We start from the raw sequence: 17,510 nt of genomic DNA, 5'->3' as shown, positions 1-17,510 counted from the left end.
CTTACGTCAAGGGCGCGCGCCACGGTGTCGTGCGCGTCTTGATGTGCCATGAATATGCGGGAGCGATGGCGTAGCCACAGGCGGCCGTGCACAGCAGCGTCCACGTGACTGCGGCCGGATAGCCAGCTATCACGCGTGAAGCTACAACGGAGCTAAGACAACCCAAGTCGATGGTGATGGCGGCGATGTAGATGTTGGCGGTGACGGTCGAGCGTGGGTCGCGCCGCACCACCCACAGCAGTCTCAAGACAGGGATTAATAGATAAGTTGCGCTGGTGCATAGCGCCAGCCAATAAAGAGTCATCCACCCGGTTACCGGAGCCCGGAAAAGATCCGGCCAATGCTTCCCGGGTGTGCCAACGATGAATAGCCCGATAAGCAGCGGCAGCGCGATCGCGATAGGGGCCTCCAGGCGGCGGCGCAAGAACCGTTCCGGGTCATCAAGATTGGTTCGCTTCGCCAGCGTCTGGGCGAGTGTGACGAGCCCGGCCAGATAGGCTAGGTGGCCCAGCAGGTCCTCGATGTTCCACAGCCCGGTGAGATCGTGTAAGGGTGCGGACAATGTAAGGGACAGCGCGGGATTCATCAGGAGGACGCAGGCGAACATTGACGCCGCGGTGATGCTGCTACCCAGCTCCCAGCGACAATTCCATGCGTCACGCCGCACCCATACGCAGTAGCCCGTAATTATGACGGCGGCTATGGTGGCGGCGGCGATCATCTTGATGCAAACCGTCTAAAGGGCCGGAACGTCGGTACGCGGATCGGCATTCCGGAGCTTGGTGGGGCCGGTCACCACCTCCGTGTGAGTTGTGCTCCGTCCAAAATTGGGCTCCGAGCCTACAAAGTCACTCACCGCCTCAGCGGCAACCAGATTGAAGCGGGTCAATAGCCCAATGGGGTTCAGGTCGAAGTGCTTCGCCACCCGTATGACGTTGTCAGCCGTGATCAGGCGACCTTCGTGCCACGCTTTGGTGTAGCCCGACCGACTCAAGCCGAACGCCTGGTAGATTTCGGTGGAACTCAGCCGGCGACCCACCAGGTACATGATGACGACCGCCGGATCCCTGTCGACGTCCTCCATGGTGGGGACAATAGTGCCGCAATCGGGGCCATCACAATACGAAACATAGATGAGTTGTCCACATCTGGTACCTATCGTCTACTTTTCTGGCATAAGGTGACTCTTCCAGAGCACATTTTGCGTAAACGATGGTGGAGCGGTGGCGGCCGTCGACATCCCGGGAGGTCTGTCGGGTGCAAACCGAAAGCCGGCCGAGCTGGCCGATAGTGGCTCGCGACGACGAGTTTCGTCGCGCGTTGGCGGCACTCGACGGCACCACGGAGTGTCACGGCGTCGCGCTGGTCGGTGACAGCGGCGTTGGCAAATCGACACTGGCTCGCGCCCTCGCCCAGGCTGTCGAGTCCCGTGGGCGGACGGTGCGGTTCGTGTTGGGCACTCAAACGGGTTATGCCGTGCCACTCGGGGCCTTCTCTCGGTCGGTGACTGTCAACGGAGCACATGGGCCCGCCGCGATGCTCGCCGCCGCCCATAAGACTCTGGAGCAGGAGGGCGACCTCGTCGTCGTCGATGACGCTCAGTTGCTCGACCCATTGTCGGCCACATTGGTTCATCAGCTGGCGGCCAACGGCAGTGCGCGATTAGTCGTGGCAATCCGGTCGGGAGAACCCGTACCGGACGCGGTGGCCTCGCTGTGCAAAGAGCGGCTGTTGCTCACTTTGCATATTGACCCGCTCACCGGCGAGCAGACCGGCGAACTCGCCCGTCGTGTGCTCGGCGGTGTAGTGGCGCCCCGACTGGTCGACGAGTTACACGGCCGTAGCGGTGGAAATCTGCTGCTGTTGCGTGGCTTGCTGAGCGCAGGCCGGGAAAATGGGGTCCTGGTTCACACCGAAGACGGCTGGCAACTCCGAGGCCCACTGCACCCGGACCGAGAACTCTACGACCTTTTGGAGTTTCGACTGCGGTCCCTTGCTCCAGAAGAGTTGGAAGCAGTAGAGCTGTTGGCGGCTGGGGAGTTGCTGGACTGGGAGATCCTGCGCGGACTTTGCGACGCCGACGCGGCGGCACGACTCGAGCAGCGCGGCTTGATCCAATTGGTTGCCGACGGATCCGCCCTGGTGGCCCAGCTCAATCATCCCCTCATCGGCGAAGCGGCACTCCGACTCGCGGGAGTGGTGCGCACACGGCAACTCAATGGCCGGCTGGCGCAAGCTCTTCGGCAGCACGCGCTGGAGGGACGACGGTCACGGCTGCCCGATGTGCGAGGTCAGATCCGGCTGGCACAGTTCATGATGCGCAGCGACCTGCCGCCGGACCTCGATGTGATCATCGATGCGGCGGCAAACGCAATGGCAATGTCGGATATTGGTGAAGGCGAAGAGCTGTCGCGCTTTGCGTTCGACCGCGGCGGTGGACTGCCGGCCGCGATCCTGCTTGCCGACGCGATGAGTTGGCAGGGGCGCGGCGACGAGGTCGAGGCCGTCCTAGGCGAGTGCGACCTCGAGGGTGCCGATGAGTTTGTAATCGCGCGGTGGGGCTGTCAGCGCGCGCTAAACCTGTTCTTTGGTTGCGGGCAGACGGAGCAGGCACAGCGGCTACTCGCCGGCATTAAGGATCGTGTCGATTCCGAGCCGATGGTCGGCCTCATCACAGCGGCCGAGGCGACCATTGCGTGCTTCTCCGGCGACCTTTCCAACGCCATCGAGGCGGGGCTTACGCTGTTTGCGTCGGATGTGCCGCCGTTGGCGACGGTGTGGGCCGCCGCGTCGACGTGTTGGGCGCTGGCGCTGTCTGGGCAGTTCGGCGAACTTCACCACACAGCTGATCGGGGACTGCGAGCGGCTTCGCTTGCTCAACCGGGAGTCGTGCCTTTTGTCATTGGGTTGGCCGAGGTCACGGCGTTGACGGCGGTCGGTGACCTGTCCGCGGCCGAGCGGGCTTGGCAACGCTACGCCGCGATGGCTGCAGGTGCACATGAGGCGGATGCACTCGTGCACGCGATGCTCGGGCTTGTGGAGCTCGCTCGCGGTGCGCTGCCAGCTGCCTGTATTGCGCTCCAGGACTCGATCTCGGCAATGTCACGCGGTTTCCCGTCGGGCTGGTTGATGCTGGTAGCCGCATGGTCCGCACAGGTCGAGGGCCGCCGTGGAAACGCCAAGGCGGCCGCTGCCGCGCTCCGCAGGTCGGAAGAAGCCTATGGACCGCAGGCCGCCCTGTTCTTGCCTGAACTCGAACTTGCCCGGGCCTGGGAGCGGGCGGCCGCCGGCCAGACCTCGACCGCTCGAATGCATGCTGCGCGTGCCGCGCAGATCGCACGTCGGTCCGGGATGCACGCGGTGGAGATGCGTGCTCTGCACACAACCGTCCGGTTCGGCGATCCTGCGCACGCCGGACGGCTGCAGCAGCTGGCAAAAACCCTCGACACACCCATGTCGGCGACGGTTGCTGCGCATGCGCGTGGGCTGGTCGTCCATGACGGCGCTTTGCTCGACGCCGCGGCTGATCAGTTCGCCGAGATGGGCGCGTTGGGCCTTGCTGCCGACGCGACAGCGCAAGCAGCGCGCATGCACGCGCGCACGGGCAACCACGGCAAGGAGGTGGCGGCGTCGACCCGAGCGGATTGGCTGGCCAGCAAATGCGAAATACGAACGCCGGCAGTTAATGCCGGGGCACGGCCCCTGCCGATCACCGATCGCGAACGCGAAGTCGCGATGCTTGTCGCGGGTGGTTTGTCCAACCGTCAGATCGCTGATCGGTTGTTTGTATCGGTGCGAACCGTGGATGGGCATTTGTACCGAACTTTCGCCAAACTCGGGATCGAACGCCGCGATCAGCTCATCCACCTGGTCAGCGGGGCGCGGTTACCGACCTCGAGCAACGGCTAGTTTATGCAGTGGCCATATTGGCAGCCATACCCGCAGCAATTCATATCTGACGAACAACACTCATCTCTGCATCGGAAATAACCTGACGGGCAAGTTCCTTGCGGTCCTACCGGTGGCCTCACGGGATCGGGCGGAGATGGCGTATACGGGCCAAATGACGGATACGTACACGCCCCATCGATGCAGAACATATTGCCAGGGCAGCATGCGCCATTGCAACAAAATTCATCTTTTTCACAGCATTTTCCCGAACAAACAATTTGGCCACGAGGGCAACACCCCTGCCGTGCATTCGGATCGTCGATCGCCACGCAACTCTCACCCTTGTCGCAACAATTGTCGCCCGGCGAAAAGGGATTGGGAATACCACAGGAGTTCGGGCAACAGTCATCGCTGATGGCGCAATCCGTTATGCATCCCCAGCTGGTTAGATTGCATGTTGCCTGCGCTGCCGCGGCAATGGCAATGGCGGCCGGACATGCGGGTAGGAATATGCAGCCGGCCAACGGTGCTGCAGCAAGTGCGCTGCAGATACCCAAGCTTCTCGCGCAGCTGCCGAGGCACGTGTTGCACGATGCGTTGGTAGTAGTCGGGTGCCTGGCGAGAACTACCGACTGCCCGGCGCCGTCAATCGCCGGCGTAGACCCGTACCGATTTCGCGTCGGAAATAGAGCCGCCTCTGCACTGAAACGTGGAATCATTGCTCATCCTCGAAGATTTAGGTACGGTCGTAAAACGGCGATAGTTTCTTGGCAAGGAATGGAAATTCATCCGTGACATCTACCCTCACGAAATATTGTTCGGTCGTGCCAAATTTGCGGTGGACGTACCCGAAAATCACGTCAACAAGAGCCCGGCCTCCATTAATGGGTGATTCGCGTACCTCCACGCTGCTCAGCGAATAATCTAAAGAAAACTGTTGCGCAGTTTTTGAGTAAATCGCCGGATACCGCATCGCTAGATAATTTAGTGCCCGATGTGGCGGTGTCGACCCCGTGTTATCGCGTATAAGAGTAAGCCTCTCAAACACTTCCTCAGCAACGGGTCGAAACTGTTTTTCCGTAGATCCCTCTGGCACGGGGATTGCTTTGATAAGGGCATCTCGGCTGAAAGAATAGAGTTGGTCGAATACGACGATGGGAAGTGTCAGACCGTTGCACATCTGGGGCGGTGCAATCGGGCCAAGCGTACCGATAGCGACATCTGTGTCCTGGGATCCTGGAACCTCTCGAATCGCTTCAATCAAAATATCGAAATCGGTTAGATCGCGGGGCATGATTATGTAGGTGTCGAGTCCCTGCACGGCAAAGACCCAACAAAGTTGTCGGGCAAGGTATCGATATTCGCGCTTTGAAAGGACATTAAAGTACAGCTGTCGATCGCTCATACCGGAGGAATCGATATGCGCACATACCTGCACAAATTCTTTCTCAACTGAGATGCTAGGAAAGCGCGGGTCCACGCGTCCGATGGCGTACACGTACGATAAACTCTGCGGACGGTCATTTGCAGCAAGAATATCCGCCGGGAGCTCTGCGGGATCAGTTGTATGAGAAGTGCAACCACATCCGCGGTTGCCGCTAGCAATCGCTAAATACTGAGACTCATGACCGTCTGGGCTTTCGTCGAGAGTCGTTGCCGTGCTTTTATCCGTCACTTCACTTCCTTGCGTTGATTCACGAAAGAGTGGGGATAACATTCATCTAGACGGCCGCCCTGTGAATGTAACCCACCGATTGAGTATTTGCGCACGCTTCTCGCAGCCGGAGCATGGTTTAATGCCTAGGGCGTAGGTTGTCTTCTTAACTACATCTCCCAGTCCGATATCGTCGTCGCTGAGCAGTCCTGGCAATCTCAGACGGTGTTTTGGCTTGCTCTCACGATTCTCCTTCCGCTCATTCTCCGAAGAACTGACCGTCATAACCGCTCCCTTCTTTTGTCGTTTGAGGCAATGCTCAAGCGCTTTGCAAGAGGTATTTATAGGATGCTTCGGCATCGAGGATTGGTGGCAGAATTGATGTGCGGCGATGTGACGTGGCGGAAGTTAGTGCGAACTTGATCTCTTCGGGCCGCGCGTGCCGGAATACTGACCACAGCAGCGCGATCGCACCGGTGACGAATGGGACTGCAACACTTGTCCCTGCCAGGCTAATTTGCTTGCCCGACGGCGATATACTTACGATTCCCCTTCCAGGTGCCATCAGTCCGCCGAGCCCAATTGAGGACGCAAGGTTCGATTCTGGTGTCGGCCGTCCCCGCTGATCACATGCCACCACGGGTATTACTGAATGATGTCGAGTTATTACAGAGCTCACGACTCCTCCCTGATTGCCACCGGCTGCCACGACCACCACACCCTTCTTGGCCCCTGCGTCAAGAACTTGTTTAATCATGCGATCCTGGCGGTCGCCGAATTTGGTGAGAGCAGCGCTCAGGTTGATAATCTTCGCGTTATGCTGCATGCATTCGGTCATGGCCTCAGCGAGTTCTTCGGGAGTGGTTTGCGGGATTACGCACGACTCCGCGTCTTTGTCATCGAAGATGGGCCGTATAACGAGTGTGCATCCGGGGCAGATGGCAGGCGCGGAAAACCCACGTTCTGCAGCTAGGATCCCCGCGATAAATGTGCCGTGAATCGCGACGCTTCCTTGCTTTTCGCGGGACGCCGGATAAGTGCTGACGTCGATTGTGTTCTTTCGGTCGAGTATGGAGTTGTTTGCGACAGGGCCGTCGATTAGGCCGATGCGGACCTCGGGTGCCCCCGCCGAACGCGCCATCAGCGGTGTGAGATTGACCAAATCTAAAGGCAGCATGGGATCCTAGGGTGACTCGTGGTCCAGGCCTCCACACCGCCTGTGTTACGGCGGTGACAGGTTGACTATCCCGCCGCCCCGAACCGGCGGGATAGAGTAACCGCATACCTCAATAATCGAAGGGGAGCCGCGAGAATTCGCGTCTTGTGACGGTACGGCGGCAGGCGGCGTCGGTGAACCGGCCCGGCAGGCTAGCTGTTTCGCAGGTGTTCGCCGAAGAACGTGAAGACCCGCGCCCACGCGTCCTCGGTGGCGGCCTGGTCGTAGCCGAATCCGGCGATCCGCAGCAGTGGCTGCGCGGGAAGCTTGTTGGCGAAGCTGTGGCCGGCGTGCGGGTAGACCTTGACGTCGTTGGTGATGCCTTTTTGGTCGAGAACCTGCTGGAGTTTTTCGGGCGCCCCTTTGCCGCCCAGGTCACGGGCGCCGAAGCTGGCCACTACCGGGCATGCCCCGTCCAGGGTTTCGTTGAGCTCGCGCGGCAGCGGAGTGCCGTAGAACGGTGCCGAGGCGCTGAAGCCCTTGGGCGACATGACTAACGCGAACTGGCCCCCCATGCAGAACCCCGCGACGCCGACTCGGCCGGTGCATTGTGGCAGGGCTTGCAGGTGGTCGCGGGCGGCCAGCACGTCATCGAGTGCGGGCCCCCGCTTGCTCGAGAGATCGCGCATGACTTTGATGACGCACCTTGCCCAGCCGCCGCGGGCGAACAAGTTCGGGGTCAGCGCGACATATCCGGCTCGGGCGATCCGGGCGTTGATCGACTCTTTGTCCGATCCGTAGCCGATCGCGTCGTGAATAACCACCACGCCCGGCCAGGGCCCTTGGCCCTCGGGAATATCGAGCAGCGCATCGATGGGGCCGGCCGGGGTATCGATCTCGATGGTCGTCACGTCAGCCATCTAACCGTGCGGCAGCGACTCGCGGAACTTGAGCGGGCGCCCACGACGTTGGCGTCTCATGGTGTCGCGACTGTTTCTGGTCTACGTCGTCGTCGAGCTCGCCGTGGTGGTGGCGCTGGCGTCGACGATCGGGCTGGGCTGGACTCTCTTGGTGTTACTGGCCGCGTTTGCCGGCGGCCTGGCCTTGGCGGGTTCGCAACTAAAGCGCCAGCTCACGCGGCTGCGGTCCGGCCTGAACACCGGGCAGTCACAGCCGGCCACCGACGGCGTGTTGATCGCGCTGGGCACCGTGCTTGTGGTGGTTCCCGGCTTGGTCACCACCACCGCCGGGCTGTTGCTGCTGTTTCCACCGACGCGGGCGGCGGCCCGCCCGGCGCTGACGGCCATGGCTGTCCGCGGCATCGGTCGACGCGCGCCGCTGATCACCGTCACTACTGTCGGCGCGGATCGATACGCCTCGGCGCCCCGATCCCGGCCGGATTACATCGACGGCGAGGTGATCGACGTCACCGATGCCGCTGGTGTCACGGTGGTCGACCCGCCGGCCTTGCCGGGACGGCCTGAGTAAAACCATCCCCGCCCCGTAGGTTTGCTGCGTGAGTCAGGTCCCCACGACGCTGTTGATGCACGGCCGGGTTCACAGCCCGACCCATCCCGACGCGACCGCGATGGCGGTCCGCGACGGTGTCGTGGTGTGGCTGGGCAGCGACGACGTTGGTCGAGGCCAGTTCCAGGGTGCCGAGGTGATCGATCTCGACGGTGGCTTCGTCGCGCCCGGCTTTGTCGACAGCCACATCCATCTGACCGCCACCGGTCTGACGCTGACCGGACTCGATTTGCGGGCCTCGACGTCGCGTCGGCATTGCCTCCAGCTGATCGGCGGCTATGCGGCCGCCCACCCCGGGCAGCCGGTCTGGGGTCACGGTTGGGACGAATCCTCGTGGCCGGAGGATGCCGCGCCGAGCACCGCGGACCTAGACGCGGTGTTGGGTGGCCGGCCCGCCTACCTGGCCCGCGTCGATGTGCACTCGGCGCTGGCCTCGACCGGTCTGCGCGAGCGGGTGGCGGGACTCCCGTCGGCGACCGGATTCGCCGAACAGCAACCCTTGGTCGGCGACGCCCATCACCTGGTCCGCGCCGCCGCGCGCGACCTGTTGACGGATGTCCAGCGCGCCGAAGCGCGTCTGGCCGCACTGGACGCCGCCGCCGCCAGCGGGATCGTCGCGGTACACGAATGCGCCGGCCCCGAGATCGGCGGGCTCGACGACTGGCGGCAACTGTGTGCCGTCAACCACGGCGTCCAGGTCACCGGGTACTGGGGCGAGGCGGTGACCAGCGCCGCGCAGGCACGTGCGCTCGTCGAGGACACCGGTGCAGCCGGGCTGGCCGGTGACCTCTTCGTCGACGGCGCCCTGGGCTCACGCACCGCCTGGCTGCACGAGCCCTATGCCGATGCCCCGGACCGGGTCGGGACCTGCTACGTGGATCCAGAGGTCGTCACCGCCCATGTGAAAGCGTGTACCCAGGCCGGCGTGACGGCGGGTTTCCACGTCATCGGCGACGCCGGCGTCGCGGCTGTCGTCGCCGCTTTTGAGGGCGTCGTCGAAAAACTCGGCGTGGCCGCGGTGGCCCGCTGCGGGCACCGCTTGGAGCACCTGGAGATGGTCACCGCAGATCAGGCAGCCAAGCTGGGGGCGTGGGGTGTCATCGCCAGCATGCAGCCCAATTTCGACGCACTCTGGGGCGGCCAGCGCGGCATGTACGCCCGTCGTCTCGGAGTCGACCGAGCAGCGGCTCTCAACCCGTTTGCGCTGTTAGCATCCCAAGGCGTGGCCCTCGCGTTCGGATCCGACGCCCCGGTTACCGGCCTCGACCCATGGGCGACCGTTCGCGCAGCCGCCAACCACCACACACCGGGCAGCGCGGTGTCGGTGCGAGCGGCCTTCGCCGCGGCGACCCGCGGCGGCTGGCGGGCCGGCGGTGTGAAGGACGGGCTGATGGGCACCTTGGTCCCTGGCGCGCCGGCGTCCTACGCCGTCTGGGACGTCGCCGGCCACAGCGAACTCGAAGCCAGCGCGCCGAGCGACGCCGTCCGGCGGTGGTCTACCGATCCGCGGTCGCGGGTGCCCGGACTGCCGCGTCTGGGCCCGACCAACACGTTGCCCCGTTGTCGGCAAACCGTGCACAGGGGCACAGTCATCCATGGCTAGGGGCATCAGGCGGTTCGACCGCTGGATGCGGCCCGGCGAGGACACCGAGGTCATTCCGGTGGTCGACGACGACGCCACCGGCGAAATCCCCGTGCAAAACGATGACGACCACGATCAAAACGATCAGGACGATCAGCACGCCGAGCTCGAAACCGGCCTCGAGCCGCAGGACGGCGGCACCGACCGCGAGCCAGAGCACGGCGATGATCGGCTTGCGAGGTTCGGCAATCGCGCCCGTGAAGTCGGGGCCGATGTAGGGCAGCGACTGCTCCAGCTGAGCGCTGCGCTGCTGATCTGGCTCGGCAACGAGCTGCGAAAGCGGCTACCGCAGTTCGCCAGGGCCTTGCGGCCGCGCCTGACGCGCCTCGGCGCGGCAAGCCTTGCCGGTTTGCTGCTCTGTTCGAGCTATCCCGGGTTCAACTGGTGGTGGGCCGCCGTCATCGCGTTCGCGGTGCTGGCCTGGGTGCTGACCCGCCCGGCCACCACACCGTTGGGCGGCTTTGGCTACGGCTTCCTGTTCGGCTTGGCGTTCTACCTGCCGTTGATCCACTGGGTCAGCATCCTGGTGGGCGTCGTACCCCTGGTGGCGCTGGTGCTGGTATGCGCGCTGTTTCCGGGGATTTTCGGTCTGCTGGCCGTCGTGGTGCGGCAGCTTCCCGGCTGGCCGATCTGGTTCGCGGTGTTGTGGGCCGCCCAGGAATGGTTGAAGTGCACGGTCCCATTCGGCGGATTCCCCTGGGGCGTGGTGGCCGCCGGCCAGACCGATGGCCCATTTCTGCCGTTGGTCCGGCTCGGCAGCGTTCCGCTGCTGTCGTTGGCGATCGTGTTGGTCGGTTGCAGCGCCACCGCGATCGCGTTGGAGATCGGGTCGTGGCTGGCGTCCCGCCAGCCGCACACCGTTGACCGGCCGCCAGCGGTGGTGCTGCCGGCGATCTGCATCTGCCTGGTGTTTTTCGCCACGGCGGCGATCTGGCCGCAAGTACGCCATTCCGGCACCGGCTCGGGGAACGAACCCGTCGTCAGCGCCGCAGTGGTCCAGGGCAACGTGCCCCGGCTCGGCCTGGAGTTCAACGCGCAACGTCTTGCGGTGCTGGGCAACGACGTCCGGGAGACCCGCCACCTGGCCGACGACGTGCACGCCGGTCGTGCGCCCCAACCCGACTTCGTCGTGTGGCCCGAGGACGCCTCGGAAGTCGATCCGCTGACCAACCCGGACGCGGCGCAGCAGATCGTGCTGGCCGTCGAGGCGATCGGCGCGCCGATTCTGGTCGGTACGGTGCTCGACGTCGCGGGCCGGGCGCCGGACGCCCCGGCGCAGACCAACACGGTGATCGTCTGGAATCCGAAGACGGGACCGGGCGACCGCCACGACAAGCGGATCGTGCAGCCGTTCGGGGAATACCTGCCTTGGCGTGGTTTCTTCCGCCATCTGTCCGGGCTCACCGACTTGGCGGGCTATATCGTCCCGGGCAACGGAACCGGGGTAGTGCGTGCCGCGGGTGTTCCGGTTGGGGTCGCAACCTGCTGGGAAGTGATATTCGACCGCGCGCTGCGCGACTCGGTCCGCAACGGCGCTGAGCTGCTCGCGGTGCCCGCCAACAACGCCAACTTCAACCAGACCATGAGTGAGCAGCAGCTGGCCTTCTCGAAGGTTCGCGCGGTGGAGCTCGACCGCTACGCCGTCGTAGCCAGCAACGTGGGAATCTCCGCCCTGGTGACGCCCGATGGCCGCGAGCTGGGCCGGACGAGGTTCTTCGAGCCGGCCTACCTGGACAACCAGGTGCGCCGCAAAACAACGCTGACGCCGGCAGCCGAATGGGGCCCGATCGTGCAGGGAAGCCTGGTCGTGGCCGCTGTCGCGGTCCTTCTCGCGGCAATGCTGCACAATGGATGGTTCACGGATATAAACCGTCGTCTGTCGGAGCTGGCGAAGAACGTCAGCGCAGCGAAGGAGAAATCCGACGACGAGCCGCTCGGCGACGATGAAGTAGCCGACGAAAACGACGTAGACGACACAGTAGCCGACCCCGAGCTTGTCGATGACGCCGCTCTCGACGGGGGCGGCCGACACTCAGCCTCCATACTTGACCAGCGGAAAGAAAAAGGAGAAACATGACCACCGGCGATCCGGTGTCGCGGGTTGCGGGCGATCGCCCCACCCAGCGCACCCTGGTGATCATCCCCACCTATAACGAGCGGGAGAACCTCCCGCTGATCCTCCAGCGCCTCCAACACGCCCGTCCTGACGTGCACGTGCTGGTCGTCGACGACAACAGCCCGGACGGCACCGGACAGCTCGCCGAAGAGCTGGCCTCGGCCGACCCCGACCGGATCCATGTCATGCACCGCACCGTCAAGGATGGTCTGGGTGCGGCATACCTGGCGGGCTTCGCCTGGGGGCTGAGTCGGAACTACTCGACGCTGGTGGAGATGGACGCCGACGGTAGTCACGCGCCCGAACAGCTGCATCTACTGCTGGACGCGGTCGATGCCGGAGCCGACTTGGCCATCGGTTCGCGCTACGTCGACGGCGGGGACGTACAGAACTGGCCGTGGCGGCGCTGGGCGCTGTCCTGGACGGCCAACACGTATGCGCGGTTGGCACTGGGCATTGGCATACATGACATCACCGCCGGCTACCGCGCCTACCGTCGGGAAGTTCTGCAAAAGATCGACCTGGACGCCATCGACTCGAAGGGTTACTGCTTCCAGATCGATCTGACCTGGCGCGCCATCAACAGCGGCTTCGTGGTCGCCGAGGTGCCGATCACGTTCACCGAGCGTGAGCTCGGAGTATCCAAGATGAGCGGATCCAACATCCGCGAAGCGCTGGTTAAAGTCGCTCAGTGGGGGATCGACGGGCGCCGCAACCGCAACCGCGCGGTCTCGGTCACCAAGTGAGCTTGTCGGGCGCTGTGATCAGCTGCCGCGACGGCGCGTCCTGATCAAGTCCAGACGCTCCTTGAGCAATTCGTCGAGCTCCTCAACGGAGCGGCGCTCGAGCAGCATGTCCCAGTGCGTGCGGGGCGGCTTCACCTTTTTGGGCTCCGGCAGGTCACCCTCGATCAGGGTGCCTTCCATACCGTTGCGGCACAGCCACGTGCCGGGGATCTCGGCGTCGTCCGCAAACGGTACGTCGAACTCCTCGCCGTTTTCGGTGCGATAACGCGCGATCTGGCGTGGCGCCAAGTCGTGATTGCGGTCGGTCTCGTAACTTACGGCTCCAAGGCGACTGCCTCTTAGGACACGATCAGCCATTGGTACCCACTCCTCTTAACGTCTTCTCAGCAGCTAGCGCTTTGATCAACGCCAGGGCGGTCCGCAGAGTTCCCAGGATTTTCCCGGGCCCATGCGACTCGACGGTCCATGATACCGGGATCCCGGTCTAACCCCGACTAAAGTCGGCCGCGTGACACGTCGCGTCCGCCCGCAGCCGTGCCGTTGGTGCGGACGTGCCATCCTGTCCCGCGATAGCGGTATGGGCCGTCGCCGCCAGTACTGCAGGCAATCGTGTCGGCAGCGGGCCTACGAGCAGCGGACCTCGATCAACGGCGGGCAAGGTGCATCTTTGCCCCCGGACGCGGTGGTGCTGTCCGCTGACGAAGCCGCTGACCTGTCCGACCGCGTCTATCAGGTGCGATGCGCGGCGGAAGATGTTGCGACGGCGCTGGACGAAGGAGCCGAGGCAACCGAACTGCGCGAACTGTGCGATGCGCTGGTACGAGCCGCCGCGGCCGCCGACGGCTGGCGCTGACCGCGTAGACCGGCGAAAGCCGGGTTACCACGCGCTTAACCCCGGCTGACCGTTGACGGGTACAGTCTCGCCATGGATCGCTGGACAACGCCGGAATTGGCTGCGGACCCAGGCCACGAATCGGGTGAGCAAGTCGGCGCGTAGCGCGACTTCTCCGGGTACGAAGCCGGGAGTATCGGAAGTATTGGGAACCCTGTCGAAGTTGGCCACCCACGCCAACGATGTTCTCCGGTCGAAGAGCAGGTACGAAGCCGTTCTGGTCGTTCGTGCCGCGCTTGACCCGGCTCCTGCGCTCAGGGCCGCATTCCGGATTCGGCGACGACCGACGTTAGGCGAGGGGTAACGACATGGCTGACCAACTTCAGCATGCGACTGAAGCATTGCGGAAAGCGCTGGTCCAGGTCGAGCGCCTCAAGCGTAAGAACCGTGCGCTGCTGGAGCGGTCGAGCGAGCCGATCGCGATCGTCGGGATGGCATGCCGCTTCCCCGGTGGAGTGGATTCCCCCGAGGGCCTGTGGGACATGGTGGCCCAGCGCCGCGACGTGATGTCGGAATTCCCGAACGACCGCGGCTGGGATCTGGCCGGCTTATTCGACGCGGATCCCGACGCGCCGCACAAGTGCTATGCGCGTGCCGGTGGGTTCGTCGACGATGTCGCGGGTTTTGACGCAGCGTTCTTTGGCGTGGGGCCATCCGAGGCGCTGGCGACCGATCCGCAGCACCGGATGCTGTTGGAGTTGTCGTGGGAGGCGTTGGAGCGGGCGGGGGTTGACCCGACCACGTTGCGGGGGAGCGCCACCGGTGTATTCGCCGGAATCATCGCTCAGGGCTACGGCATGCTCGCCGAGGAGATCGAGGGCTACCGACTGACCGGCATGACGTCCAGTGTGGCCACCGGCCGGGTGGCGTATGTGCTGGGGTTGGAGGGCCCCGCGGTGTCGGTGGATACCGCGTGCTCCTCGTCGCTGGTGGCCCTGCATATGGCGGTGCAGTCGTTGCGGTCGGGGGAGTGCGACCTGGCGCTGGCCGGCGGTGCGACCGTCAACGCCACGCCAACCGTGTTCGTCGAATTCAGCCGGCACCGCGGCTTGTCGCCGGATGGCCGGTGCAAGCCCTTTTCTTCGGCTGCCGACGGTGTCGGCTGGTCCGAGGGCGGCGCGATGCTGGTGGTGGAGCGGCTCTCGGATGCGCAGCGGTTGGGGCATCCGGTGTTGGCGGTCGTCCGGGGTTCGGCGGTCAATCAGGACGGGGCGTCGAATGGGTTGACCGCGCCGAATGGTCCGTCGCAGCAGCGGGTGGTGCGCGCGGCGCTGGCCAATGCCGGACTTTCGGCCGCCGAGGTCGATGTGGTGGAGGGCCACGGCACGGGCACCACGTTGGGTGATCCGATTGAGGCGCAGGCGTTGTTGGCGACCTATGGGCAGGACCGTAGCGCGCCGCTGTGGTTGGGGTCGATCAAGTCGAACATGGGTCACACCCAGGCCGCGGCGGGGGTGGCCGGGGTGATCAAGATGGTGCAGGCGATGCGCCATGAGACGTTGCCGGCAACACTGCATGTGGACGCGCCTTCTCCGCATGTGGATTGGTCGGCGGGGTCGGTGGAATTATTGGCCGAACCGCAGCCATGGAAGGCCGAGTCGGCCAATGGTCGGGGTCGTCGTGCGGGGGTGTCGTCGTTTGGGATCAGTGGCACCAATGCGCATGTGATTATCGAGGCGCCCCCAGCCGTCGAGGTGGCATCGGAGCGGGCGGCCCAGCCGCCGATCGTGCCGTGGGTGGTTTCGGCGAAGAGCGCGGGGGCGCTTTCGGCTCAGGCATCGCGGTTGGGTGAATTCTTGGCTGCCCGTGAGCAGTTGGACGCCGTTGATGTGGGCTGGTCGTTGGCGGGGCGCTCGACGTTTGAGCATCGGGCGGTGGTGCTTGGTGCCGACCGTGAGGATTTGCTGGCAGGGTTGGCTGAGTTTGCTGATGGGCTGCCGGGTGGTTCGGTGGTCTGCGGGCACAGCGCCCCGGCGGGCAAGACCGTGTTCGTCTTCCCCGGCCAAGGCTCCCAATGGCTCGGCATGGGCGTTGAATTACTTGACACTGCACCGGTTTTCGCTGATCAGATCAACGCATGCGCGGAGGCATTCACCGAATTCGTCGACTGGTCACTGATCGACGTGCTGCGCGGCGCGCCGGGTGCGCCGGGTCTGGACCGCGTCGACGTGGTCCAACCGGTGCTGTTCGCGGTGATGGTCTCGCTCGCCGAATTGTGGCGATCGATCGGCGTACGTCCCGACGCCGTGATCGGCCATTCTCAAGGCGAAATCGCCGCCGCCTACGTCGCGGGGGCGCTCTCGCTGCGCGACGCCGCGCGGGTGGTGACACTGCGCAGCAAACTGCTGCTGGCGCTGGCCGGACGCGGCGGCATGGTATCGCTGGCGTGCGGTCCCGAGCGAGCTCGAGAGTTGTTGGCTCCCTTCGGGGAAAAGATCAGCATCGCCGCGATCAATGGACACTCCGCCGTTGTGGTGTCCGGTGATGTCCCCGCACTCGACGAGCTGGTGCAACAATGCGCCGAAATTGAGCTCCGTGCCCGCAAGATCGACGTCGACTACGCCTCACACTCCGTTGACGTCGAGGGCATCCAGGAGCAGCTTGCCGACGTCCTTTCCGGCCTCGAGCCAGGTGCCTCGCGCGCCGCGTTCTTTTCCACGCTCACCGGCGGTCTGCTGGACACCGCAGGGTTGGACGCCGACTACTGGTATCGCAACATTCGCCAAACCGTGCAATTCGACCAGGCCGTGCGCGGCGCATGCCAACAGGGCTACCGCACCTTCATCGAATGCAGCCCGCATCCCGCACTGATTGCCGGTATCGAGGACACCTTCAACGACTGCGTCGACAGCGGTGCCGAACCGATCGTCATTCCCACCCTTGGCCGAGACGACGGTGGCATCCGGCGGTTCCTCACCTCGGCCGCGCAGGCCTTCGTGTCGGGCGTGGGCGTCGATTGGCGTGCGGTGCTGCCCGGGGCTGAATATGTCGAGTTGCCGACGTATGCCTTTGAGCGGCGGCGGTTCTGGCTCTCCGGTGACGGCGCTGCTCTCGACGCCGCGGGCCTGGGGTTGGGCGCCAGTGAACACGCGTTGCTGGGTGCGGTGGTGGAGCTGCCGGACACGGGTGGGGTGGTGCTGACTGGTCGGCTCTCGCCGGCATCGCAGGGATGGTTGGGCGACCACGCCGTTGACGGCCTGGTGGTGTTCCCGGGTGCCGGATTTGTCGAGCTGGCGATCCGCGCCGGCGACGAAGTCGGCTGCTCGGCCGTCGACGAACTGACGTTGCAGTCGCCGTTGATGCTGCCGGCTTCGGGTCCGGTTGCGGTGCAGGTGGTCGTGGGACCAGCCGACGAATCCGGCCAGCGCGACGTGTCCGTGTACTCCCGCGCCGATGCCAATTCCGACTCGGGTTGGACCTGCCACGCCGCCGGGCAGTTGGGTCCGAAATCGATTGAGCCGGGCGCGGATTTGTCGGTATGGCCGCCCGAAGGCGCGGCTCCGGTCGATCTGGCTGATGGTTACCAGCGGTTGGCCGCGCGCGGGTATGACTATGGCCCGGCGTTTCAAGGGTTGACCACGCTGTGGCGTCGCGGCGACGAGCTTTTCGCCGAGGTTACGCTGCCGGAGGCGGCTGGGGGCGTAGGCGGATTCGGTGTGCATCCGGTGCTATTGGATGCGGCGCTGCACGCGGCGGTGATGGCCCACGACGCGGCCGAGGTTGCCTTGCCGTTCTCTTGGCAGGGCGTGTCGTTGCATGCGGCGGGGGCGTCGGCGGTGCGGGCGCGGATTGCGCCGTCGGGTCCGTCGTCGGTGTCGGTGGAGTTGGCCGACGGGTTGGGGTTGCCGGTGTTGTCGGTGGCGTCGATGGTGGCTCGTCCGGTGTC

11 protein-coding genes and 1 pseudogene are annotated in these 17,510 nt (G+C 64.5%); 6 read left to right on the top strand and 6 right to left on the bottom strand.

All coding sequences use genetic code 11. The annotated features are described in order from the left end of the window. Position 1 precedes the first annotated feature (1 nt). Complete coding sequence (locus tag VNW74_RS13405) at positions 2–721, bottom strand: hypothetical protein (RefSeq protein WP_325677534.1); 720 nt, start codon at positions 719–721, stop codon at positions 2–4. 15 nt (positions 722–736) lie between these two features. Continuing rightward, entirely contained in the window at positions 737–1,084 is a 348-nt protein-coding gene (locus VNW74_RS13400) for a hypothetical protein (protein WP_325677532.1), read from the bottom strand. A gap of 206 nt (positions 1,085–1,290) precedes the next feature. Between VNW74_RS13400 and VNW74_RS13395 the strand changes: the two genes are divergently transcribed. Continuing rightward, positions 1,291–3,909, top strand: coding sequence for a helix-turn-helix transcriptional regulator (locus VNW74_RS13395; RefSeq protein ID WP_414686678.1), 2,619 nt, complete (start codon positions 1,291–1,293; stop codon positions 3,907–3,909). A gap of 718 nt (positions 3,910–4,627) precedes the next feature. On the opposite strand, the gene VNW74_RS13390 is transcribed toward VNW74_RS13395, so the two are convergent. The 3 genes from VNW74_RS13390 to VNW74_RS13380 form a co-directional block, all read right to left on the bottom strand. Further along, positions 4,628–5,566 (bottom strand): hypothetical protein, encoded by a 939-nt coding sequence (locus tag VNW74_RS13390; protein ID WP_325677530.1) that lies wholly within the window; start codon positions 5,564–5,566, stop codon positions 4,628–4,630. Positions 5,567–5,864: 298 nt separating this feature from the next. Further along, positions 5,865–6,722 (bottom strand): S8 family peptidase, encoded by an 858-nt coding sequence (locus tag VNW74_RS13385; RefSeq protein WP_325677528.1) that lies wholly within the window; start codon positions 6,720–6,722, stop codon positions 5,865–5,867. A 191-nt stretch (positions 6,723–6,913) separates the two neighbouring features. After that, the gene (locus VNW74_RS13380) at positions 6,914–7,612 is read right to left on the bottom strand and encodes a dienelactone hydrolase family protein (protein WP_325677589.1); all 699 of its coding nucleotides are present in this window, start codon (positions 7,610–7,612) and stop codon (positions 6,914–6,916) included. Between the two features lie 67 nt (positions 7,613–7,679). Here VNW74_RS13380 and VNW74_RS13375 point away from each other — a divergent pair, with 67 nt between their 5' ends. The 3 genes and pseudogenes from VNW74_RS13375 to lnt all read left to right on the top strand — a co-directional run bounded on the left by VNW74_RS13375 (position 7,680) and on the right by lnt (position 12,732). After that, positions 7,680–8,189, top strand: coding sequence for an FxsA family protein (locus tag VNW74_RS13375; RefSeq protein ID WP_325677526.1), 510 nt, complete (start codon positions 7,680–7,682; stop codon positions 8,187–8,189). Positions 8,190–8,217: 28 nt separating this feature from the next. Continuing rightward, a complete protein-coding gene (locus tag VNW74_RS13370) occupies positions 8,218–9,831 on the top strand; it encodes an amidohydrolase (protein ID WP_325677524.1) in 1,614 nt (537 codons plus the stop codon). 292 nt (positions 9,832–10,123) lie between these two features. Further along, positions 10,124–12,732: pseudogene (gene lnt, locus VNW74_RS13365) on the top strand (apolipoprotein N-acyltransferase). Between the two features lie 18 nt (positions 12,733–12,750). Here the strand turns inward: lnt and rbpA are convergent. Continuing rightward, positions 12,751–13,089, bottom strand: coding sequence for an RNA polymerase-binding protein RbpA (rbpA, locus tag VNW74_RS13355; protein WP_325677518.1), 339 nt, complete (start codon positions 13,087–13,089; stop codon positions 12,751–12,753). A 151-nt stretch (positions 13,090–13,240) separates the two neighbouring features. Here rbpA and VNW74_RS13350 point away from each other — a divergent pair, with 151 nt between their 5' ends. Together VNW74_RS13350 and VNW74_RS13345 are read left to right on the top strand one after the other, a co-directional pair. Beyond that, positions 13,241–13,585 (top strand): hypothetical protein, encoded by a 345-nt coding sequence (locus VNW74_RS13350; protein ID WP_325677516.1) that lies wholly within the window; start codon positions 13,241–13,243, stop codon positions 13,583–13,585. 347 nt (positions 13,586–13,932) lie between these two features. Next, the coding region (locus VNW74_RS13345) for a type I polyketide synthase (RefSeq protein ID WP_325677514.1) at positions 13,933–17,510 on the top strand (3,578 nt) is incomplete at its 3' end.

The organism is Mycobacterium sp., from assembly GCF_035570115.1.
Lineage (GTDB): Bacteria > Actinomycetota > Actinomycetes > Mycobacteriales > Mycobacteriaceae > Mycobacterium.
Note: the sequence above shows the minus strand (reverse complement) of the source record. Positions and strands in the feature narration are given on the sequence as shown.

What these genes read in the sequence shown, in the direction of transcription:
- VNW74_RS13405 (WP_325677534.1), bottom strand. Translation starts at nt 721, where the DNA reads ATGATCGCCGCCGCCACCATAGCCGCCGTCATAATTACGGGCTACTGC.
- VNW74_RS13400 (WP_325677532.1), bottom strand. Translation starts at nt 1,084, where the DNA reads ATGGAGGACGTCGACAGGGATCCGGCGGTCGTCATCATGTACCTGGTG.
- VNW74_RS13385 (WP_325677528.1), bottom strand. Translation starts at nt 6,722, where the DNA reads ATGCTGCCTTTAGATTTGGTCAATCTCACACCGCTGATGGCGCGTTCG.
- VNW74_RS13375 (WP_325677526.1), top strand. Translation starts at nt 7,680, where the DNA reads ATGGTGTCGCGACTGTTTCTGGTCTACGTCGTCGTCGAGCTCGCCGTG.
- rbpA (WP_325677518.1), bottom strand. Translation starts at nt 13,089, where the DNA reads ATGGCTGATCGTGTCCTAAGAGGCAGTCGCCTTGGAGCCGTAAGTTAC.